We start from the raw sequence: 20,937 nt of genomic DNA, 5'->3' as shown, positions 1-20,937 counted from the left end.
ACTCAACGCTGATGCCTTTTCTAATGCTCTCAATCTTTTGTCCTGTACTTAGGATCTTCAGACATATCCTCCAACTTTCTAACCGAAGCAGCTGTAATAAATTCGTTATCACTATCGCCTAAACGCTCTAGCATTTCTCGGATGGCTTTGTAAGCCTCTTCTTGAGAATTATAGTTACGGTTAAAGTACTCATCACGAACCGAGTTCCAGTTCGTAAGTTTAAACTTATCGGCTATGTAGTCTCGGTTTATCACCGACCATACTTCTTCAACCATTTCAGCATAATGCTTCGGTTTTAACTGTTTTAATTCCTCAGCTAACAAGCAAGTAGATGAGCCTATAAAATCTACGACTATTGATGCAGTTAGGATGGAAAGTGATAAGCTCAACCCCAGAAAGCATCGCATAGTTTTCATTGGTTTATCTTAATTGTTTCAGGTAATCATAGCGTTTATTTTGAGATTTAGAAAGATTTAAAACTAAATCCTCATAGTTCGCTTATTTTTTTGATACCAATTTAATTGGGGACAGCAACAGATAGGAAATGCAAGACACTGTAATTCTTATCGACATGCTAGATCTGTTACCCTCAGTCTTTAAATTGGTATGAGATTTCCAAAATTTATTCAAGCTATTCCAAATAAGCGCACCGCAATTCAATGGAATTCATCGCGATCGCTCTATGCTTTTAAGGTGATTTGCGATCGCGTGAGGTTTATGGGTGACTCCGCAGCCATGCGTTCAAATCGGCAACCGTTTCAAAATCTAAAACCGCCTCAGCCAAATCCTCAAGTTGTGACACAGACAACTTCGAGATCCGAGACTTGACTCTAGGGCTTACCTTTCCAAACTTGTGAGTCAACAAACGCAACAGCATAACAATCTGACCCTGCTGTAAGCCCTGCTGTAAGCCCTGCTGTAAACCAAGTTGTTTGCCTTGCTGTAAACCCTGCTGTAAACCTTGCTGTAAACCCTGCTGTAAACCTTTTTGCTTACCCTCAGCTAAACCCTCAGCCAAGATTTCTTGATAAGTTACAGACTCTTTCATAATGTCACTCCGCAATAAACGTTGAATTAATTGCTTTTCTAATACTAACCCAGCCAACACATAAGTCGAAGCCGCCACATTACTTTGCACCTTGCGATCGCTAATTTCCTCGATCCGATGTGCCACTAACCGTAAAGTTTCTTCACGATTGCGCGTCTGACTCAACACCGCAAAGGGCAACAAGCCCTCAAACTGTTGGAACACTTCAGTAGGCTGCTCCCATAACCTGATCGCCTCAAACTCATGGTGTGTGCCAGGTATGCTAAAACTCGTTTGGTAAACCATTTCTGAACTCGTAGGCATCAGATAAATTACCACCTGTCGCATTTGTTTCTCTGGGAAACGCCGATAAACGCGAACGCGATAGTCAAGCATCCGAAAAGGCATCGATGCGTCTGGCTGCGTTTGAAATTCCAAATGCAACACGAGATTCTGGCTTTGCAGCAAAATTAACGAATCAGCTCGAATTGGTTCTAAAGAGAGTTCCGTCGGACTTAGCTCCGTTAGGGGAATTGGTTCGCCAATCAGCCATGAAGCAAAATCCTGTGGGAAATTTTCTGCTAGAAATTTACAGATGTTGTCAAACATGCGGGCGATTTTAGCAGATTATTCGGTGCATGCGATCGCACAGCAATTTCGACGTTATGCATCATCAACGCAACTGATTTTTGTCATGCCTAACGATTTAGATAGATATTCGTCAAGGGTTAAAGATAGTTCGGCGATCGCAAGTTTCCACTCCTACCCTTATCGCTAGACTTCCCTCTTCCGTATTCCCTGTTACAAAATCTTCTCTCAGCCAGCGCTTAACCTAACAACATTCCAATCGCTTATGAGAAAGAGAAATTAGCGAATGAGCGCACATTATTCTGTCGTAATTGTCGGTGGCGGTCAGGCAGGTCTTTCGATGAGCTACTGCTTAAAGGAAAGAGGCATCGACCACATCGTCTTTGAAAAAAATCAAATCGGACATTCTTGGCGTACCCACCGCTGGGACACCTTTTGTTTGGTCACACCCAACTGGCAATGCCAACTACCAGGCTATCCCTACCCAGGGAACGACCCCAACGGATTTATGCAAAAGGATGAAATCGTGAAGTATATAGAGGACTACGCTGCCTCCTTCGATCCGCCAATTAAAGAGGGTGTTGCCGTGTCAAAAGTTCGCAAGAATGAAGCGCGGAATGTCTTTGAAGTCACAACCTCCATTGGAGACTTTACTGCCGATCAAGTCGTGATTGCTGTGGGAGGTTACCATACGCCCAAACTACCCAAAATGGCAGAGCGCTTGCCAGAGGATATCGTACAGATTCATTCCTCTCAATATAAAACGCCAGATTTACCAGGCGATCGCGCTGTATTAGTCGTAGGTACGGGACAATCGGGCTGTCAGATTGCGGAAGACCTCCACCTCGCAGGCAAACAGGTACATTTATGTGTAGGCAGTGCGCCGCGATCGCCGCGTCGATATCGCGGTAAAGATGTGGTGGAATGGCTCGACCAAATGGGTTACTACGATCTGTCAATTGACGATCATCCCCAAAAAGAGAAGGCGAGAACCAATACCAATCACTATGTCACAGGTCGGGATGGCGGTCGCGAGATCGATCTGCGGCAATTTGCCCTAGAGGGAATGCAACTGCATGGCAGGTTGAAAGCGATCGCCAAAACCAAGTTGGAATTTTTTGACGACCTCAAGCAAAACCTAGATGGCGCTGACGCAGTAGCTGAGAATATCAAGAAAACCATTGATGGATTTATTGAGAAGAATCAGATTGAAGCCCCGAGCGATCCGCCCTATAAACCTGTTTGGGAGCCAACAGCCTCGATTTTAGAGATTGATTATATCCAAGCGAATATCGGCGCTGTGATCTGGAGTACGGGATTTCATTCTGATTTTAGTTGGATTGAGATTCCAGTATTTGATGGCAAGGGCTACCCCGGTCACAAGCGCGGGGTTACGGATGTCGGAGGATTCTACTTTTTAGGCTTGCCTTGGCTCTATACATGGGGTTCGGGAAGATTCTCAGGCGTGGCAAGGGATGCCAGTTACTTGGCAGAACGCATCGTGGCAAGAAAAAAAGTTGCCTATCCGAGTGCTTGGAGCGTCGTGAATGAATTCCTTCTCGGTTCGTAGCAAATGTTACCAGAATCCCCAAGGAACTTGAAAGAACTATCGAAATCGATAGGTATCTAGGTGCGATTTTTGTGAGTTCCTGACATTGCGATCGCCACCCCTAGTTATATGGATAGACTTCGCAATTCCGTATTGCGTGTTACAAAACATGCTCTCAGCCAGCACGTAATCTGTCAACCATGCCGTTAGTACTGCAACAAATATTTAAGTAAGGAGACAATCATGCCTGAAGTAACTAAACCCGCACATCAAACTGGTGATTTCTTTGTCGATTACGAAGAGAAGGTATTCCCTGATGTCAAAGCAGACCCCGGTGAGAAAGCGTTGGTGACGTTCCACACGGTTGCCTTTGAAGGTTCGATCGGCTTTGTGAATTTGCTCCAAGCGACGCGCCTACAGCGCAAGGGCTTTGAAACTTCTATTTTGCTCTATGGTCCCGGTGTAACGTTAGGCGTGCAACGTGGATTTCCAAAATTAGGAGATGCGGCATTCCCCGGACATCAAAATTTCAACGATCAAATCACCAAATTTATGTCTGAAGGTGGCAAGGTCTATGCCTGTCGCTTTGCCTTACAGGCTCTCTACGGTCATGGCGAACCTTCTCTCATCCCCGGTATTCGCCCAATTAGTCCTTTGGATGTGTTGGATATCGTACTCATGCATCGTAAGGATAATGCCTTCATTTTGGATACTTGGACATTGTAGAAATATTCAATAAAAGCATTCAATCAAAACATTCGCAAATATTTGCATGGATTCCTCACACCTCGATTATTCGCGTAAAATCAGAGCTGCTGCCGTACAGATCAGTCCCGTTCTATTTAGTCGCGATCGCACAACTGAGAAAGTCTTGGATGCGATCGCTAAAGCTGCCAAAGAGGGCGCTCAACTGGTCGTATTTCCAGAGACATTTATTCCCTACTACCCTTACTTTTCTTTCGTACAGCCTCCCGTGCTCATGGGTAAAGAACATATGCGTCTTTACGAAGAAGCCGTTACGGTTCCCAGTGCTGTGACCGATGCCGTTAGCAATGCTGCCCGATCGCACGCGATCGTGGTGGTGTTGGGGGTCAACGAACGGGATAGAGGTTCGCTTTACAATTCCCAACTGATCTTTGATGCGGATGGCACGTTGCTCTTAAAGCGGCGCAAGATTACGCCCACTTACCACGAACGCATGGTTTGGGGGCAAGGGGATGGAGCGGGATTGAAGGTTCTGGATACGGCTGTAGGAAAGCTGGGTGCGCTCGCCTGTTGGGAGCATTACAATCCTCTGGCAAGATTTTCTCTGATGGCACAACACGAACAGATTCACTGCGCTCAGTTTCCCGGTTCCTTAGTGGGTCAAATTTTCGCTGACCAGATCGATGTGACAATTCGACATCACGCTTTAGAAGCGGGCTGTTTTGTCGTGAACTCCACGGGTTGGCTCTCACCCGAGCAGGTGGCACAAATCACAACCGATGAGAAGCTACAGAGGGTTCTAAGTGGTGGCTGCAATACGGCAATCATTGGACCAGAAGGCAATCACCTCTGTCCGCCGATTACCGAAGGCGAAGGAATGGCGATCGCCGATCTCGATTTCTCTCTCATTACCAAACGCAAACGCATGATGGACTCTGTCGGTCACTATTCCCGTCCCGATCTGTTGCAATTGCAGCTTAATTCCCAAGCCCAGCGATCGCTAATTGATGAAAGGTTACCAGAAACTGACACAACCTCAAATCCTCAGTATGCTCCCCTGCCAGAAATTTCCTATGGACTATTCCAATCCCTGACCTAAAGTTCTCAATCAGTAAGCCGATGAATAAACAACAGCTAATTACGGAAATTCAAACGCAGGGACTGAAATGGGTCGAGCCCAATACAGGCAATGCGGGAGCGGCGGGACGCAAAGGTGGCGCGGGGCCTTCCGATCATAAAGCGATTACGATTGAAGGAACGACGGTAATGGTTCCGATCTATACGGGTTCGGCAGCGCGATCGCCCTATACTGCAACCCTCGATCCCGTTACCGATCGCGTCGTCCTACAGCTTGACGAACGCGAAATCGCACCGATTTCCTTTCCCCAGAAACCCAAGTTCTACGATCTGATCACCAGCGATGGCATTCCCTATTGGAAAATTGCGCTTCTGCACAGTCACGATGTTTTAGCGACCACGGTTCTACAGACCTGTATGCGCTATAACAATACGGAGACATCCTGCCAGTTCTGTGCGATCGGGCAGTCACTGGAAGCTGGTCGCACGATCGCGAGAAAAACACCCGCCCAACTTGCCGAAGTTACCGAAGCTGCGGTGCGTCTGGATGGAGTCAAGCATTTGGTCATGACTTCGGGGACGCCTAACACCAGCGATCGCGGTGCTGCCTATCTGACAGAATGTGCAAAAGCGATCGCAGCTAGGGTAAATATTCCAATCCAAGCGCAATGCGAACCGCCCGATGACTTCATCTGGTTCGATCGCATGAAAGCTGCGGGTATTGACAGCTTGGGCATGCACCTAGAGGCAGTCGAACCAGAAGTTCGCGCCCGCATCATGCCGGGAAAAGCCACGGTTCCTGTGGAATATTACTTTGAGGCATTCGCTGCTGCGGTCAAAGTATTTGGTTGGGGGCAGGTCAGTACCTACCTCCTTGCAGGCTTGGGCGATCGCTTAGAAACCTTGTTAGAGATTAGCAATCGCCTAATTCAACTGGGGGTCTATCCTTTTGTCGTTCCCTTCGTACCGATTACGGGTACGCCACTCGCCAATCACCCTGCACCAAAGAGCGAATTTATGTTCGCCCTCTACGAACAGATTGGCAAAATGCTGAAACGAGCGGGTATGTCTTCTGAAGACATCAAAGCTGGCTGCGCCAAATGCGGTGCTTGTTCCGCCCTCTCCAATTTTGAGAAGTAGTTCTTCCAGTAGGGGCAATTCATGAATTGCCCCTACTGGAAGGAAGTTATTGTGCGGCTAGGGCTTTGATTCTTCTCCCCTCTTTTTTAAGGGGGGCTGGGGGGGATCTAAACCCTTAAACGCAGCAGCTGGGCTGAGAAAAGCCGAAGTCCAAGACTAGAATTCGGAACCCACACAAAGAATCCCAAATCACCTATGAGCAACTCCTATCATTTTAAACTGGCAACCACGCCTCAGGAAATCAAAGCCTATTTCGATCTGCGCCATGCCATCTTTGTGGAAGAGCAATATGTGTTTGAGCAAAACGATGTTGATGACATCGATGCGATTGCCTATCCCATTGTTGCGATTGAAACCGTTAGCGATCGCGTTGTCGGTGTGGTGCGCATTTACGAACCGCAACCTGGACTTTGGTACGGGGGGAGATTGGGAACCGATCGCGACTATCGCAGGGGTTGGCAAATTGGTAAAGGCTTAATCTACAAAGCTGTGACAACGGCGAATACTTGGGGATGCGATCGCTTCTTGGCAACGGTGCAACTTCAGAACGTGCGGTTCTTTCAACGGTTGCATTGGGATTCCCTCGAAGAAATCACGATCGCAGATCGTCCTCATCACCTCATGCAAGCCGATCTTAACTTTTATCCTGCGGGAATAGAATTATGTCCCAGTCTTCTGCGACAAACAAAGCAGGCGTCCTAATGCTGTCGGAATTGGTAGCGCGATTAAAGCGATCGCTGAGCATTCAGCACAAACAGGATATTCAGACAGCCGCGATCGCATTGGGTGGGGATTGGCACAGCGATCGGGTTTTGCTGGGAGATGACTGTGCTGCAATTCCCGATGGCGATGACTATTTATTACTGGCAGCAGAGGGCATGTTGCCACAACTGCTCGAAACTGACCCTTGGTTTGCGGGTTGGTGTGCCGTAATGGTGAATGTCAGCGATATTTATGCGATGGGGGGCACTCCGATCGCGGTTGTCGATACCCTCTGGAGTCAGTCGCTAGAATCTACTCAAGCAGTCTGGGAAGGGATGAAAGCGGCGGCGCGGACTTACAATGTGCCGATTGTGGGAGGTCATACAAATTGTCATAGTCCCTACAACGCGCTATCGGTGGCGATTCTAGGTCGAGCCAAGCGGTTAATTACCAGCTTCCATGCCCAGCCGAGGGATTTACTCTTGGTTGCCGTGGATTTTCGCGGCAAATCCCATCCCGACTATCCCTTTTGGAATGCTGCCACTACAGCCGATCCCGTACGACTCCGCGAGAATTTGTCGATTCTGCCACATCTTGCGGAATCAGGGTTATGCGATGCTGGCAAAGATATTAGCAATGGCGGCATCCTAGGCACGCTCTTAATGCTACTAGAAACCTCTGGTTGCGGTGCGATCTTGGATTTAGATAAAATTCCCTGCCCAACTGAGATTCCTCTGGAACGTTGGCTAGTTTCCTTCCCCAGTTATGGCTTTCTCTTGAGCGTGCGCCCCGATCGCGTAGCAGAAGTACAGGCACAGTATCATCAGCAGAATTTGGTTTGTGAGGTTGTGGGCGAGGTACAACCCACAACAGAACTAATCCTGCGGCAGAATCCATCCTGTCAGGAATCACAAGAAGAATCTGTTCGATTTTGGGATTTTTCTCAGGAGTCTTTAACAGGTTTCTCTAAAAAAATATAGCAATCGCCAGAGAGGTTAAGCCAAAATTCTCCTGTCTGGCGATTGCTATAATACCATTGACTTCAACTTCGCAGTGTGGCAGCATTCACCGTCAAAGACTCCGCCAACGGGATATTTATCTTTTTCAAAAATCGCTAAAATTGTCGCAAGAAACGTAAATCGCTAGAAAATAAGCGGCGAATGTCATCAATTTGATGTAAAACCATCGCCACGCGATCGACGCCAAAGCCCCACGCAAAACCTGTGACAGCTTCTGGGTCGTAGCCTACCGCTTTAAATACATTGGGGTCTACCATGCCACAGCCGCCTAGTTCCAACCAACGACCATTCCACTGCACGTCTACCTCAGCGGATGGCTCGGTAAATGGGAAGTAGCTCGGTCTAAACCGCACGGGACAATCTCCTAATAATTCTTCAATGAAGGTTTTCACTGTGCCTTTGAGATCGCCAAAGGTTAAGCCCTCTTCAACAGCTAATAGCTCCAGTTGATGAAAAATGGGCGAATGGGTGGCATCCACATCATCTTTACGATAAACGCGACCCGGACAAACAATCCGTAATGGGGGCTCGTGCTCCTCCATATAGCGAATCTGCACAGAGGAAGTTTGGGTACGCAGGAGTTTGCCATCGTTGAGATAAAGCGTGTCTTGCATATCTCGCGCCGGGTGATCGGCAGGCGTATTCAGTGCCTCAAAGTTATAGTAATCCGTCTCAATTTCTGGCCCTTGCGCTACGGTAAATCCCAAGCCCACTAGGATATCGAGCATGCGATCGATCGTACCTTGCAGGGGATGAATTCTGCCTTGAGGCGATCGCATCACACCTGGCATCGTGACATCAAGGGTTTCTGATTCTAGTTGCTGGGCGATCGCGGCTTGTTGAAGGGTTTGTTTGCGTCGATCGAGCTGCTCTTGCAAAGTCTGCTTGATTTGATTGGCGATCGCGCCCACTTGAGGACGTTCTTCTACAGAAAGCTTACCCATTGCCCCTAGCATCTGAGACAAAATTCCTTTTTTGCCTAAATACTCAATCCTTACTTGTTCGAGCTGTTCGGGGGTTTGAATGTCTGCTACTGACTGAGTAGCTTTTTCGGACAGGGCTTGTAGTTGTGCTTTTAAGCTGTCTAAATCAGTGGTCATCTATTTTTCGCGCAAAACCTTAAGAAATCTCGGTCACATCAACTTTACCAGACAAAACTTACACATGGAAATTTCAAGGAAGCCTGCTTATCCCCATAGGATTGTGGTGTCTGGGTTTATGAGGTGCATGATCTCAGGGGCGAAAGTTAAGTTATTGCCCTTGCTACACTTACAGATCTTGTAACGGTTTTTGCTGAAGGCGATCGCGGGCATATTCAGCCGCCGCAGCCACCTGGGGATGGGAATCTTTGACCATATAATTAAGTGCTGATAGGCTCTTAGCACAGGGCAAATTGCCGAGGGCTTCAGCTAAACGTTGGCGCGTTAACCAATCCTCGGATTGCACAAAGTCAAGAATACGATCGACGCCACGCAGATCGCCAATTTCACCTAAAGCTGCGATCGCGGCTTGGTGTAAAACAGTTTCTTTGCTACCTAAAGCCTGTATGAGGGCATCGTAGGCACGCGGATCGCCAATATTGCCTAGGGACACCGCTGCACTAAAGCGTACTAGCCACTGCACGTCCTCATAAAATGCTCTTAACAGTGGATCGAAAGCTCTAGGATCTCGCAAATATCCCAAGGCGCCAGCCGCTGCTGCCCGAATGCCGTAGTCGGTCTCGGTCTCTAAGATTTTTACTAAGGTCGGTAAGCAAGCGTCTGTTGGCTTTATACCTAAAGCAAATACTGCCATCGAACGAATTTGAAGATTTTCATCGTCAATAACCTTTAAAATCAACGGGACAGCTTGCTCGGCAGGGATATCTCGTAAAGAAACCAACGCTAATAAGCGATCGCGCGAATCATTACTATTGAGCTTCTCTTCTACATCATTCAGGCTAGGCAAAGTCATAAAAACTATTTTACTTTCAATGTTAGGAACTTAAGATATTCGGGGATATTTAACAGGGTCGAGATTTTACCTAAAGCCCACAACTTAAGTGTAGGCACTGACATTGTAATTATGCTTCTAGCTGAGGGCTGAAGCTTATTGATGAGAGAAGCGATCGCCTTACTTACTCGCAGCTTTTAGTTACAGAAGCACGAAAAAAGTAACAATATTCAACGAATATCCGTCAGATCTCTATGTTTTTTGGGTTACAATAATAGTAAGGGTGCGAAGTAAAAATGTAGGTGATAAACTCTAAACACAGGCTTGTATCTCTTGGTAAATCTTAGAAAAACTCTACCGATAGAGTGATTTTAATTACATTATCCTTAGATAGGTTGGTAAGAGTTATATGTTTTGTGGTATACAAGTAAACACTAAAGGAACGATTACTCTCGTGAGGAGTGGATGTATGAAAAATTCTTATTTGAACTTAGCTGGTGTTATCGGCGTTATCGGTGTTACTAGCGCAGTCATCGCTAGTCCTTCACTTGCCGGTGAATTGACAACCTCCAAGACAACAAAGCTAGAAGCCGAGAAAATCTCTGCTCCAGTTGCATCTGACATCAAAGTAAAGTCTCAGCCATCTCTAGAGACTGTCAAAATTTCCCAAAATCCAGCCGTCCAATCAGTTTCACAATCTGCTGAAGTAAAAGTCAGTCAGGTTGTTACTCCTGATGATTCCCTGGCTCAAAATGTTACCTCTGTTTCTCAATTGAGCGATGTCCGTCCTACAGATTGGGCATTTACAGCTCTCCAATCCCTAGTTGAGCGTTATGGTTGTATCGCTGGTTATCCCGATCGCACCTACCGTGGTCAACGCGCACTCAGCCGCTTTGAGTTTGCTGCTGGTTTGAATGCTTGCTTAGACAAAATCAACGAAATTATTTCTGCCGGCTTAGCAGACAAAGTTAGCAAGGAAGACCTCGCTGCACTGCAAAAACTTCAAGAAGAGTTTGCTGCTGAACTAGCTACACTTAGAGGCCGTGTTGATGCTCTTGAAGCCAAAACTGCAAAGTTAGAAGCTCAACAGTTCTCTACAACAACCAAGCTTGAAGGTCAGGTCGTCATCGCTGTAAACGGTGGTTCTTCAGGTAACAGTTTCTTGAATCAGCCTGGATTAAATGCACTTGGTGGTTCAATTGCTACAACAAATCCTGGCAAATCCAACGTTACACTCTTGTCACGGGTTCGTCTTAACTTCAATACCAGCTTTAATGGTGATGATCTGTTAATCACTCGCTTGCAAGCAACTACCGGTACTGGTGCCAATAACTATGGTGCTTTATTGTTCCAACCAGGTTCCTTTGCCGCAGGTAATGTAGGATTCTCTGGCGCTGGTCTTGATTTCGGCGGCGGTAGCAGTGGTGCTTTCTCACTCAACAAGTTGACCTATGAGTTTGGCAGCCGCGATCTGAGATTGACCTTGATTGCTCAAGGTAATGCCTTTGACTACGTTGATACTAATAGCTTTGCAAACAACGAAGCCGTAGACTTTAACTCTAGCTTCTTTATCAACAACCCCTTCCATACCGTTGTTATTGCTGGGCAAGGTGCTTTCTTAAGCTGGAACCCCAACAACAGTGCATTTACTGCACGTCTTTTGTACATTGCTAACGCTGGTGCTTCTGCTACACCCGGTGTTGCCGCCTCAACGGGTATCTTCTCTAACCGTGGTTTGAGTGGTGACCCCTACCAAGCTACTGCTGAAGTTGAGTTTGCCCCTAGAACCTCAGATGGTACAAAGGGTCCATTTGCAATCCGCCTGCAATATACCAATGCTTCTACTGGTAACGTTACCTTTAATACTGGTGGCGTTAACCTAGAATGGGCGTTCTCTAAGTATGCAGCTATCTTTGGTCGTTATGGTTTTGGTACGATTGATGGTCGTGGTGTCCTAGCTTCAACCAATCCTGGCTTGTCTGGTCTTGTTAATGCAGCTTATACAGGCAGTAACCTCAGTCCTCAAACCTGGTCGGTGGGCTTTGCTTTCCCTGACTTGTTCAAGAAAGGTGCTCTAGCTGGAATTGCAGTTGGTCAACCCTTTATTGAGAGCAATGTTGGTAATGCATCACAAACCAACCTAGAGTTGTTCTACAACTTCCCAATCTCAGACCATATCAGAATCACTCCTGATGTTCAGTTTGTATTTAACCCTAACAACAACTCATCCAATAGTACTGTTACCATCGGTACTTTGAGAACTGTATTCTCGTTCTAGATTTAATCTGATGAAGCTGTTAAATAGTTATCTATATAACTAGCCTGTGAATAGCCCCCTCTTCGAGGGGGCTATTCTTTTGAAAATCGATCGCCAATTTGTACAATTTCTTTTTAAATGTCATGGAGCTTTGGACGATCGCTATGCATTGCCTTTGGGAAGAATTTTTCAAATTGGTATCAAAACTGTATGTAGTATGAATAGGTAGAGCGATTGAGAATGTATGGTAGGTAATCGGTCAGATTGGTTTCCCACGGCAGTTTGGAATTTTGATCTAGATACACATGAAAAGCTTAATCAAGATCTTCTAAGCGCAATATATGCAGAAAAACAAAGAGATGCCCAAGGGGTGAATTGGTCAAACTCCTTAGGTTGGCACAGTGTAGACAATCTGCACCAAAAGCATCCATTTAAACCTTTGATGGATATCGTCCTGACCAATGCTACAGAGGTTGCCAATTGTTTAGCATGGGATCTAAGCAAGTACACCGTCACCGTGAATAACTGTTGGGCATTGGTTAACGGTAAGTTTTCTTCTAACTTCCTTCACAATCACCCTAACTCTCTTTTGAGTGGAGCCTACTACGTTCAAGCAGCAGAAGAATGTGGTGGGTTGTTTTTTCGAGATCCCAGAGAAGTTACGCATATGACTATGCCTCCATTAACGGAGTTAACGCCTTGGACACTTCAAAAGGTAACTTATAAGCCTATTCCAGGGAGGATGATTATTTTCCCAAGTTGGCTGTTGCATGGTGTTGAGCCGAACCTAAGTGAAGATGAGCGGGTGACTGTTAGTTTCAATCTGGGGCTTAGACCGATCGCCTAAACCGATCGTGTAAATTTAGAGATCTACCCAGTCGGGTTCTACTTCTAATAAAATTTCAGCGATCGCTTGACGCAAATTCTCAGCATTGGGTTTTGTTAGGACTTGCTCAAACAAAGCTTTTACAACTGCGGGTTCGCTACACAACATCAATCCTGCTTGAATTTGTCCGATCGCTCCCCCTGGAATTCCCTCATTCAGAAGTTCCACAGCCCTGCCAAAAGCCATAAGCGCATAATTACGCTTTGCTTGAGCGGTTAGTTCGGCACGCAAGTTCTCAGGGAGGTATGTATTGGTAATATCAATGCCGATATGCAGATCGGAGGTACGAACTCCTGTCACAACTTTTGCACTTGTAATACTCTTTTGATGATGTCGGTAGGTTGCCAAAACCTCGGTTTCGTACCACCAATCGTAAAAGGACGCTACCCTTTTAAAAACTTCCCAATCTTCGCCGCAGCCATTTTCAAAGCAATGATAGCCACCTAAATGTTCGTAAGCCTTACGTTTGATGACAACGGCAGGGGGGCTTAAAGGATTATTTACTGCGACAATCGATAGCCAGTCCTGGAGGATCCCAGGTGTAGAACGGTGCAACTCAGAGAGACAAATCCAATTTCGGTTTGAGTCGCCGATCGCATATCGGCAGCAGGCCGCGCCTACGGTCTCAGGCTGAGAAAGTAGCGATCGCTGAAATTTTCGATAAAAATTAGGTAGCACCCAGTCGTCGTCATGTAAAAGATGAATCCATTGCCCTGTTGATTTTTGTAATCCTGTATTGAATGTAAAAGAGTTACCATGATTTTGCGAATGTCGATAATACTCGACCCTCCCCTTGCCGATCTCTTGTACTGTCTTTTCTAAGTCTGTGGGACTACAATCATCGATCACTAAAATCTGCATTTCCTCTGGACTCAATGCCTGCGCAAGTACGCTTTCAAGACATTCAGCGAGATGGTCAGGGCGATTGTAAGCAGGAACGATCACGCTCCAAAAAGGACGCGGAAGATTGGGGGCAACTGGATAGATTCGCGGGAATAGACTTTCGTTGATACTCATAAGGGCAAAAGGTTTAGTTTTTACGCTGAAGAAATTGTATTGTGACTTTATGAGCTAAATTGCTAATCCAAAAATGTCCGAAGCAGATCGAAATTTTGATGCGCACCCTATCAGTCTCCCAGTTTATCAGCAAGCTGAGGCTGAGCTTCGGGCGGGACAGTTTGAAAACGCGATCGCAGCTTGCCAAAAAATTTTAAGCCAAACCCCCGACTGTGTGGAAGCTTATCAAATCATGGCTGAGGCATGGCTGGATTTGGGCAACTATGAGGCAGCGATGCAAGCGCAGATTCAGTTAGCAGAAACCCATTACAGGTTGGGGATTCAATCCGTGCAGGCAGGGTGGGCTGCCGATGCGATCGCCCATTTTGAGGCAACCATCGAGATCGATCCTGAATTTGCCTATGCCTATTACAATCTCGGTACGGTGTTCTGTCAACTCGACCAATTTGAGCAGGCGATCGCTTGTTTTGAGCAGGTTTTAGAAATTTTGCCCGATGCTGACACTTATGCCAGTTTAGGGGAAATCTATGCGGCTTCTGGACAAACGGATTTAGCGATCGCCCACTATCAATCTGCCTTAGAGATTCAGCCCGATCATGCGATCGCGCTGTGGCGTTCTCATTTGGTTTTGCCAAATCTCTATGACGATCGATCTCAAATTCAAACTTGGCGCGATCGCTTTTCGCAAGGGTTACAAAAGCTATGCGAATGCGTGGAGTTAAATACAGAATCGGGAATACAGACAGCTCTGAGGGGATTGCAGCACAATGTCAATTTCTATCTGGCATACCAAGGGCAAAACGATCGCAGGTTGCAACAGCAGTATGGCGAACTAGCCCATCGAATTATGGCGGCTCGTTATCCGAAATGGGTAGCCGAACGAAGCATGCCTACGCTTCATGAAAATCTCAAGGGTACAGGAAAACTTCGCATTGGCTATCTCTCGTCGTTTTTTCATCAGCACAGCATTGGTAGAACCACCATTGGTTTTTTGCGACACCGCGATCGCCAGCAGTTTGAGATCTATACCTACTACATCGGCACGATCGCCGACGCCATGACCGAGGAGTACCAACAGGAAAGCGATTACTTCCATCACATACCCAATGACCTAGAGACCGTATGTATGCAAATCGCTACCGATCGCCTCCACGTTCTGATTTTCCCCGACATTGGCATGTATGCTCCGACAACTCAAATTGCGGCACTGCGACTTGCACCGATTCAATGTGTAACCTTAGGACATCCTGTAACGACGGGTTTACCGACCATTGATTACTTTCTATCGAGCGAATGGATGGAACTTCCCCACGCGCAGTCTCATTACAGTGAAACATTGGTGAACCTTCCCAAAACTGGCATGGCATATCCCAAGCCAGTTTTGCCGCTTGAACCTAATTCCCGCGCCGATTTTCCATTACCAGAGGATGCTGTAATTTATCTCTGTTGTCAATCACTCTTTAAGTATTTACCGCAGTATGACTACATCTTCGCTGCGATCGCTGCACAGGTTCCACAGGCAAAATTTGTATTTCTCGCCCACCCTCGCAGTTCTGAAATTACCGATCGCTTCTCTGCCCGCCTCTCACGTACGTTTGCGGAATTTGATTTGCATAGCCAAGACTATTGCCTAATCTTGCCACAACAGGAACGCAGAGAATATCTCAGCCTCCATTTGCGATCGGATGTGTTTCTTGATACGCTGGCTTGGTCTGGGAATAATACCTGTCACGAAGCGATCGCCTGTGGTTTGCCCATTGTCACCTGTGGCGGAGAATTTATGCGTGGTCGCCATGCCTATGCAATTTTACAAACTCTGGGAATTGTCGATACGATCGCTGAGAATGAAAGTGACTACATTGCGATCGCCGTCAAACTGGGACTAGAGCCGCAATGGCGCAGGGATATTGCCGATCGGATTAGAAACTGTAGCGATCGCCTTTATGATGATTCCGATTGCGTAAGGGCATTAGAAAACTTTTTAAAAGAGAGAATTACCTCATCCCTGAATTCAAACTGCTAATCGCTAAGAACGAACCCAAGCGATACAGCCGCAAGATACGATCGAAGTAATCAATCGAAGTAATCAATGGGGACAAGACCAATCAAGGAATGCCAAAATACTACTTTGCAGGAGTAGCTTGATCGGGACTGGCTTGACCAGGAACGAGTTTATCGATAATGGATTGGGTGGGGAGAGGGGCATTAAAACTGCGTAAAAAGCGACTCTTTTTAGAACGCTCTGTCCACTCTTTTAGACCGAGACGACGAACCTTGGGGAGTATAGTGGAATTGGGCTTGACAATTACTTCCTCCCCTGTTAGCAAAATAATCTCTTGAGACTGATTCGCTAACCGAACCGACACCGTTCCTTCCCAAGAAAAGAACCGAATGCCTTGATTGATATCCTTGGGAATTTCCACATAGGCAGTTGTACCCTGAATTGATGCCGTTGCTAAAGGCGTAGAGATTTCTGTGGGTACTTTTAAACCAGGCTGCACCCATGTAATCATTTCACCCGACGTAAGATGGAGGCGATTTTGAGGTTGAATTTCCAAAACAGAATCCCCTCCAATCCGAAAGGCAACACCATTATTAAAGTCAACCTGAGTTCTGGCTTTGCCTTGGGTGCGAACGATGTCAGCCAAATGTAGTCCCATGCCGACTTTAGCCGCGATTTCATCTTTGCTGGGCGTAGATTTTTGTTCGGGAGTTTGTTTTGTGCGAACAAATACGGGGTTTTCTTCAATTAACGACACTTTGGCGATCGCTTCTTCCTTCGCTACGGTAGGTGTAGGCGTGGGTGTGGAACTCGCTGTAGGAGGGCTGGGCACGGTGGCAGTAGGTTGAGTATCGCAGCCGAGCAGCGCGATCGCCACAACAAGCATTAACCAAGAACGTTTCATCACATCACCTCTATGAGAATCTAGACTATGCTGGGAATACCTGTTGGCATACTTACAATGTACCATCAGTTTATTTTCTCCTAAGTTGCCTTGACGGTGAACCAAAATGGCAAAACCAAAATCTCGGTATGTTTGTCAGCAGTGTGGCGCTGATTTCCCGCAGGGCTATGGGCGTTGCCCCGACTGTAGCAGTTGGGGAACCTTGCAAGAGCAAATTATCGCTAGTACGGCAACCATTGGCGCAAATGCGATCGCCAAATTACCCAGCCACAAGTCATCGAGTGTACCAACGCCACGGCAAGCCTTAACCTTGGCTCAGATTGGTGACGACCATCAAACCCGATTGCCCTCAGGCTATGAAGAGTTAGATCGGGTATTGGGTGGGGGCATCGTGCCGGGGTCGCTCGTCCTGATTGGTGGTGAACCGGGAATTGGTAAAAGTACGCTGCTATTAGGCGTCGCGCAACAGTTGATGACTCGCTATCCCACCCTGTATGTCTGTGCTGAAGAGTCTGCCCAACAGGTGAAACTGCGATCGCAACGGCTTGGTTTAAACGATCGGAATTCTCAAAATCTCTACTTGATGCCAGAAACTGACTTAGAGACAATCTTACAAGAGCTACATTCGCTGCGTCCGCCTGTGGCAGTGATCGATAGTATTCAGGCGTTATATTTTGCCAATCTCAATGCTGCCCCCGGCTCGGTGTCACAGGTAAGGGAATGTACCTCGGCACTGATGCGCGTGGCAAAACGCGAGAATATTACCCTCTTTATTGTGGGGCATGTCACCAAGGATGGCGCGATCGCAGGGCCAAAAGTGTTGGAACATCTGGTCGATACGGTTTTGTATTTTGAAGGCGATCGCTTTGCCACCCATCGACTTCTGCGATCGGTCAAAAATCGGTTTGGGGCAACTCAAGAGATTGGTGTTTTTGAGATGGTGGAACGGGGCTTACTAGAAGTTACGAATCCCTCGGAATTATTTTTGGGCAATCGCGATCAACCCGCCCCCGGCACTGCCACGATCGTTGCCTGCGAAGGGACACGCCCCCTCGTGGTGGAATTACAGGCATTGGTTAGCCCTACCAGCTACAGTTCGCCGCGCCGCACGACCACTGGCATTGAAACCAATCGGTTTCTGCAAATTCTAGCGGTATTAGAGAAACGCATTGGCATTCCCCTATCCAAGCTAGATGCCTATGTTGCCTCGGCGGGAGGGTTAAATGTGGGAGAACCCGCTGTGGATTTGGGTGTCGCGATCGCAGTCGCAGCCAGTTTTCGCGATCGGGTGGTTGACCCGCGCACCGTGCTGATTGGGGAAGTGGGTTTAGGCGGACAAATTCGCCCCGTCTCGCAGTTGGATCTACGCCTCAAAGAAGCGGCAAAATTGGGGTTTAAACGTGCAATTATTCCCACAACGCAGGTGTTGCAAGATTATGGCTTGGAACTCGTGCAGGTTACTAAAGTACTCGATGCGATCGTGGCGGCTTTGCCGCGCACGCAATTCTCGCCTAGTGAGACAGAAGTGTCTGAAGATCCTTAAATTTCCTCAGAACTATCCTTACTATCCTTGGCATTGGATAGAGCAACATTAGGGATGAAATTTTGGAGCTGCATGGGTGGACGCACGTAATCCATTTCATGCTGTCGAGGCGGAAGTTCTATCGGTATATTTTTGAGTTCCTCGTAGGGAACTTGACTCAATAGATGCGAAATACAGTTGATGTGAGCCCGTCGCTTATCGTCAGAGTTGACGACATACCAAGGAGATTGCTTGATATCCGTGGCATTAAACATATCATCCTTCGCTTTAGAATATTCTACCCACTTGGCTCTCGCCTCTAAGTCCATTGGGCTGATCTTCCAGCGTTTGAGAGGGTTCTTAATCCGTTCTTGAAATCGCTTTTCTTGTTCGTCATCGCTAACTGAGAACCAATACTTAATCAAGAGGATTCCAGCCCTTTGTAACATGCATTCAAATTCAGGACAGGAACGCAGAAACTCAACATATTCCTCATGGGAACAAAAGCCCATCACTCGTTCTACGCCAGCACGGTTATACCAACTGCGATCGAACAACACGATCTCACCCCCAGCGGGTAAATGTGCGGCATAGCGTTGAAAATACCACTGAGTTTTCTCGCGATCGCTAGGGGTTCCCAATGCCACAACTCGACAAACACGGGGATTCAGACATTCGGTAATCCTTTTGATCGTGCCACCTTTTCCGGCTGCGTCCCTTCCCTCAAACAAGACCACGACTTTGAGCTTCTTATACTTTACCCATTCTTGGAGTTTGACGAGTTCGATATGCAGTCGATTCAGTTCTTTCTCATAGATTTTCTTAGGTAGTCTCTCTAGCAAATCTGGAGATTTATGCACTTTTTTTCCAGCTTTTTTGACTTTTGCTGGTGGCATCACAAGATGGTCTTGAGCGTCTTTATGGTTATGATTGCTACCTTTATCTTTTTTCGCCATAATTTTTTCCCAGTTTTTTATGGGTACTGTTTGAAGTTATACCCTTTTCCCAAAAGATCCAAGAAATGTTTTTAAACGTACTTATTTTGAGTATATTTACAATAATCCATAGTCATCATGGATATGACTTATGCGATTCTAAATGATATATGCGAGATTCTTTCTTCTGGATAGAATCGTAGGGATAATTCATGAATTGCCCCTAAACACTGTAAACAATCCTCAATTCTCCGATCTCTCCTCGGCAGAGAGGCCTTCATTGTGCTTTTCCCTCAAGGAATTTTCAGTCGATCGTGATCAAACTATGAAAGCGGGACTCCTATGTTGCTATTGATTATCAGCGGTATCGTGCTTTTCTTGAGCTGTTGGATCTTGATTCCTGCACCCATCTTCTCGTTGATGCCACTTTCGGTAGGTGCGCCAGAAATTAGTCCCCTCCTTGCCGCTTTGAATGCCCCGATCGCACTGCTAGCACTATGGCAATCGACCCAACTTTTTCGCAGGAATGCGAAGCAACGCCAACTGAAATCCCCCAAAAAGTTACGGCGATACCGCATTGCCCTTGCCTTTAGTACTATGGGTCTGATTCTCAGCCTTTTTCCCCTGAGTCAATTGCCCAGCACGATCCAAGCGGCTGAATCGGCGATCGCTCAAGCGATCGGGAGCAATTATCTGGCGCAGATTCCCGATCGCATGCAGTCGCAAATGCGAGCGCAACCCTTTAGCTTTCTAGATTTCTTACAGGGCATTCCATCCCCACCGATTCGATTTACTACAGGAATTCAATTCGCTACACCCGATCGCGTTCCCCTCACACTGGATATTTATCGTCCATCTCAAACGGGAATTTATCCTGCGATCGTGGTCGTGCATGGAGGGGGATGGCAGGGTGGCAGCGCCGCCGATCACGCCAAATTTAGTCGCTATATGGCAGCAAAGGGCTATGTGGTGTGGTCTATTTCCTATCGCCTTGCACCCCGCTATACATTCCCCACCCAGCTAGAGGATGTGCAGGTGGCTTTGAAGTTTATTCAGCAACATGGGCGCGAGTATGAGACCGATCTGGGAAGGATTGCTTTAATCGGGCGATCGGCGGGGGCGCATCTAGCGATGTTGGCAGCCTATAGTCCCGATCCTCCGTCCATGCCGATTCGAGCCGTGGTGAACTACTATGGGCCTGTGGATTTACTCGCAGGATACTACGATCTGCCTTCTCCCGACCCGATTGATAGCCGCACCATGCTGAAGACCTTTTTGGGGGGAACTCCCGAACAATTTGGCGATCGCTATCGATTAGCCTCACCGATTAATTTAGCGAATCGTCCCATGCCACCGTCACTTTTGATCTATGGTGGCAAAGATAGGATTGTGATGGCAAAATTTGGAAATGAGATGTCAAGACGCTTGCAATCGGCTGGTACGCAGTCTGCTTTTCTTGAAATTCCTTGGGCAGATCATGCGTTTGATGAGGTTTTTCAAGGACTCAGCAATCAATTTGCGCTTTACTATACCGAGCGCTTTCTCGCTTGGGCTTTGCGTTGAAGCATCCTATAGCAATCCTATTTGATACAGGAGAGATTCTTTTTTCTAGGTAACGTTAGTTCGGGATAAGAAAACCTGAAACGCTATACATCCCAAGGATCCCCCCCAGCCC

The 20,937-nt window shown here is 46.9% G+C and carries 19 protein-coding genes; 12 read left to right on the top strand and 7 right to left on the bottom strand.

Annotation, left to right across the window (positions count from 1 at the left end):
- Positions 1 to 29 precede the first annotated feature (29 nt).
- Positions 30 to 416: a hypothetical protein gene (locus tag V2H45_RS18960; RefSeq protein ID WP_330485243.1), complete on the bottom strand. Its 387-nt coding sequence runs from the start codon at positions 414 to 416 to the stop codon at positions 30 to 32.
- Between the two features lie 299 nt (positions 417 to 715).
- Positions 716 to 1,636 (bottom strand): Rpn family recombination-promoting nuclease/putative transposase, encoded by a 921-nt coding sequence (locus tag V2H45_RS18955; protein WP_330485242.1) that lies wholly within the window; start codon positions 1,634 to 1,636, stop codon positions 716 to 718.
- On the opposite strand from V2H45_RS18955, the gene V2H45_RS18950 reads away from it, so the two are divergent.
- The 7 genes from V2H45_RS18950 (at position 1,623) to V2H45_RS18920 (ending at position 7,768) form a co-directional block, all read left to right on the top strand.
- Positions 1,623 to 1,805, top strand: coding sequence for a hypothetical protein (locus tag V2H45_RS18950; protein WP_330485241.1), 183 nt, complete (start codon positions 1,623 to 1,625; stop codon positions 1,803 to 1,805). The genes V2H45_RS18955 and V2H45_RS18950 overlap by 14 nt on opposite strands.
- A gap of 96 nt (positions 1,806 to 1,901) precedes the next feature.
- Positions 1,902 to 3,185 (top strand): MSMEG_0569 family flavin-dependent oxidoreductase, encoded by a 1,284-nt coding sequence (locus V2H45_RS18945; protein WP_330485240.1) that lies wholly within the window; start codon positions 1,902 to 1,904, stop codon positions 3,183 to 3,185.
- A gap of 222 nt (positions 3,186 to 3,407) precedes the next feature.
- Complete coding sequence (locus V2H45_RS18940) at positions 3,408 to 3,890, top strand: MSMEG_0572/Sll0783 family nitrogen starvation response protein (protein ID WP_330485239.1); 483 nt, start codon at positions 3,408 to 3,410, stop codon at positions 3,888 to 3,890.
- A 46-nt stretch (positions 3,891 to 3,936) separates the two neighbouring features.
- The gene (locus V2H45_RS18935; protein WP_330485238.1) at positions 3,937 to 4,968 is read left to right on the top strand and encodes a Nit6803 family nitrilase; all 1,032 of its coding nucleotides are present in this window, start codon (positions 3,937 to 3,939) and stop codon (positions 4,966 to 4,968) included.
- Positions 4,969 to 4,988: 20 nt separating this feature from the next.
- Complete coding sequence (locus V2H45_RS18930; RefSeq protein WP_330485237.1) at positions 4,989 to 6,086, top strand: MSMEG_0568 family radical SAM protein; 1,098 nt, start codon at positions 4,989 to 4,991, stop codon at positions 6,084 to 6,086.
- Positions 6,087 to 6,281: 195 nt separating this feature from the next.
- On the top strand, positions 6,282 to 6,788 hold the full coding sequence (locus tag V2H45_RS18925; protein WP_330485236.1) for an MSMEG_0567/Sll0786 family nitrogen starvation N-acetyltransferase: 507 nt from the start codon (positions 6,282 to 6,284) through the stop codon (positions 6,786 to 6,788).
- Complete coding sequence (locus V2H45_RS18920; RefSeq protein ID WP_408648831.1) at positions 6,788 to 7,768, top strand: sll0787 family AIR synthase-like protein; 981 nt, start codon at positions 6,788 to 6,790, stop codon at positions 7,766 to 7,768. Before V2H45_RS18925 ends, V2H45_RS18920 begins: the two co-directional genes overlap by 1 nt.
- Positions 7,769 to 7,902: 134 nt before the next feature.
- On the opposite strand, the gene pheS is transcribed toward V2H45_RS18920, so the two are convergent.
- Both pheS and V2H45_RS18910 read right to left on the bottom strand, forming a co-directional pair.
- The gene (pheS, locus tag V2H45_RS18915; protein WP_330485234.1) at positions 7,903 to 8,907 is read right to left on the bottom strand and encodes a phenylalanine--tRNA ligase subunit alpha; all 1,005 of its coding nucleotides are present in this window, start codon (positions 8,905 to 8,907) and stop codon (positions 7,903 to 7,905) included.
- Between the two features lie 169 nt (positions 8,908 to 9,076).
- Positions 9,077 to 9,760 (bottom strand): HEAT repeat domain-containing protein, encoded by a 684-nt coding sequence (locus V2H45_RS18910; RefSeq protein ID WP_330485233.1) that lies wholly within the window; start codon positions 9,758 to 9,760, stop codon positions 9,077 to 9,079.
- A gap of 448 nt (positions 9,761 to 10,208) precedes the next feature.
- On the opposite strand from V2H45_RS18910, the gene V2H45_RS18905 reads away from it, so the two are divergent.
- Both V2H45_RS18905 and V2H45_RS18900 read left to right on the top strand, forming a co-directional pair.
- Positions 10,209 to 12,017, top strand: a complete 1,809-nt coding sequence (locus V2H45_RS18905; protein ID WP_330485232.1) for an iron uptake porin — start codon at positions 10,209 to 10,211, stop codon at positions 12,015 to 12,017.
- Between the two features lie 223 nt (positions 12,018 to 12,240).
- On the top strand, positions 12,241 to 12,843 hold the full coding sequence (locus tag V2H45_RS18900) for a TIGR02466 family protein (protein ID WP_330485231.1): 603 nt from the start codon (positions 12,241 to 12,243) through the stop codon (positions 12,841 to 12,843).
- A gap of 15 nt (positions 12,844 to 12,858) precedes the next feature.
- Here the strand turns inward: V2H45_RS18900 and V2H45_RS18895 are convergent, their stop codons facing one another.
- Positions 12,859 to 13,899 (bottom strand): glycosyltransferase family 2 protein, encoded by a 1,041-nt coding sequence (locus tag V2H45_RS18895; protein WP_330485230.1) that lies wholly within the window; start codon positions 13,897 to 13,899, stop codon positions 12,859 to 12,861.
- 73 nt (positions 13,900 to 13,972) lie between these two features.
- Between V2H45_RS18895 and V2H45_RS18890 the strand changes: the two genes are divergently transcribed.
- On the top strand, positions 13,973 to 15,922 hold the full coding sequence (locus V2H45_RS18890) for an O-linked N-acetylglucosamine transferase, SPINDLY family protein (protein ID WP_330485229.1): 1,950 nt from the start codon (positions 13,973 to 13,975) through the stop codon (positions 15,920 to 15,922).
- A 100-nt stretch (positions 15,923 to 16,022) separates the two neighbouring features.
- Here V2H45_RS18890 and V2H45_RS18885 read toward each other — a convergent pair whose 3' ends face one another.
- Entirely contained in the window at positions 16,023 to 16,805 is a 783-nt protein-coding gene (locus tag V2H45_RS18885; protein WP_330485228.1) for a FecR family protein, read from the bottom strand.
- 106 nt (positions 16,806 to 16,911) lie between these two features.
- Between V2H45_RS18885 and radA the strand changes: the two genes are divergently transcribed.
- Positions 16,912 to 18,348 carry a DNA repair protein RadA gene (gene radA, locus V2H45_RS18880; protein WP_330485227.1) on the top strand — a complete coding sequence of 479 codons (1,437 nt, stop codon included), beginning with the start codon at positions 16,912 to 16,914 and terminating at the stop codon, positions 18,346 to 18,348.
- Here the strand turns inward: radA and ppk2 are convergent.
- Entirely contained in the window at positions 18,345 to 19,283 is a 939-nt protein-coding gene (gene ppk2 / locus V2H45_RS18875) for a polyphosphate kinase 2 (RefSeq protein ID WP_330485226.1), read from the bottom strand. The genes radA and ppk2 overlap by 4 nt on opposite strands.
- A gap of 321 nt (positions 19,284 to 19,604) precedes the next feature.
- On the opposite strand from ppk2, the gene V2H45_RS18870 reads away from it, so the two are divergent.
- Positions 19,605 to 20,825, top strand: a complete 1,221-nt coding sequence (locus V2H45_RS18870; protein ID WP_330485225.1) for an alpha/beta hydrolase — start codon at positions 19,605 to 19,607, stop codon at positions 20,823 to 20,825.
- Positions 20,826 to 20,937: the final 112 nt, after the last annotated feature.

The organism is Tumidithrix elongata BACA0141 (assembly GCF_036349135.1).
GTDB classification, from domain to species: Bacteria; Cyanobacteriota; Cyanobacteriia; order Pseudanabaenales; family Pseudanabaenaceae; genus Tumidithrix; species Tumidithrix elongata.
Note: the sequence above shows the minus strand (reverse complement) of the source record. Positions and strands in the feature narration are given on the sequence as shown.

Coding starts and splice junctions, on each gene's coding strand:
- V2H45_RS18945 (WP_330485240.1), top strand. CDS start 1,902: ATGAGCGCACATTATTCTGTCGTAATTGTCGGTGGCGGTCAGGCAGGT.
- V2H45_RS18940 (WP_330485239.1), top strand. CDS start 3,408: ATGCCTGAAGTAACTAAACCCGCACATCAAACTGGTGATTTCTTTGTC.
- V2H45_RS18925 (WP_330485236.1), top strand. CDS start 6,282: ATGAGCAACTCCTATCATTTTAAACTGGCAACCACGCCTCAGGAAATC.
- pheS (WP_330485234.1), bottom strand. CDS start 8,907: ATGACCACTGATTTAGACAGCTTAAAAGCACAACTACAAGCCCTGTCC.
- V2H45_RS18930 (WP_330485237.1), top strand. CDS start 4,989: ATGAATAAACAACAGCTAATTACGGAAATTCAAACGCAGGGACTGAAA.
- V2H45_RS18910 (WP_330485233.1), bottom strand. CDS start 9,760: ATGACTTTGCCTAGCCTGAATGATGTAGAAGAGAAGCTCAATAGTAAT.
- V2H45_RS18950 (WP_330485241.1), top strand. CDS start 1,623: ATGTTGTCAAACATGCGGGCGATTTTAGCAGATTATTCGGTGCATGCG.
- V2H45_RS18920 (WP_408648831.1), top strand. CDS start 6,788: ATGCTGTCGGAATTGGTAGCGCGATTAAAGCGATCGCTGAGCATTCAG.
- V2H45_RS18870 (WP_330485225.1), top strand. CDS start 19,605: ATGTTGCTATTGATTATCAGCGGTATCGTGCTTTTCTTGAGCTGTTGG.
- V2H45_RS18890 (WP_330485229.1), top strand. CDS start 13,973: ATGTCCGAAGCAGATCGAAATTTTGATGCGCACCCTATCAGTCTCCCA.
- V2H45_RS18905 (WP_330485232.1), top strand. CDS start 10,209: ATGAAAAATTCTTATTTGAACTTAGCTGGTGTTATCGGCGTTATCGGT.
- ppk2 (WP_330485226.1), bottom strand. CDS start 19,283: ATGGCGAAAAAAGATAAAGGTAGCAATCATAACCATAAAGACGCTCAA.
- V2H45_RS18885 (WP_330485228.1), bottom strand. CDS start 16,805: ATGAAACGTTCTTGGTTAATGCTTGTTGTGGCGATCGCGCTGCTCGGC.
- radA (WP_330485227.1), top strand. CDS start 16,912: ATGGCAAAACCAAAATCTCGGTATGTTTGTCAGCAGTGTGGCGCTGAT.
- V2H45_RS18900 (WP_330485231.1), top strand. CDS start 12,241: ATGGTAGGTAATCGGTCAGATTGGTTTCCCACGGCAGTTTGGAATTTT.
- V2H45_RS18935 (WP_330485238.1), top strand. CDS start 3,937: ATGGATTCCTCACACCTCGATTATTCGCGTAAAATCAGAGCTGCTGCC.
- V2H45_RS18895 (WP_330485230.1), bottom strand. CDS start 13,899: ATGAGTATCAACGAAAGTCTATTCCCGCGAATCTATCCAGTTGCCCCC.
- V2H45_RS18960 (WP_330485243.1), bottom strand. CDS start 416: ATGAAAACTATGCGATGCTTTCTGGGGTTGAGCTTATCACTTTCCATC.
- V2H45_RS18955 (WP_330485242.1), bottom strand. CDS start 1,636: ATGTTTGACAACATCTGTAAATTTCTAGCAGAAAATTTCCCACAGGAT.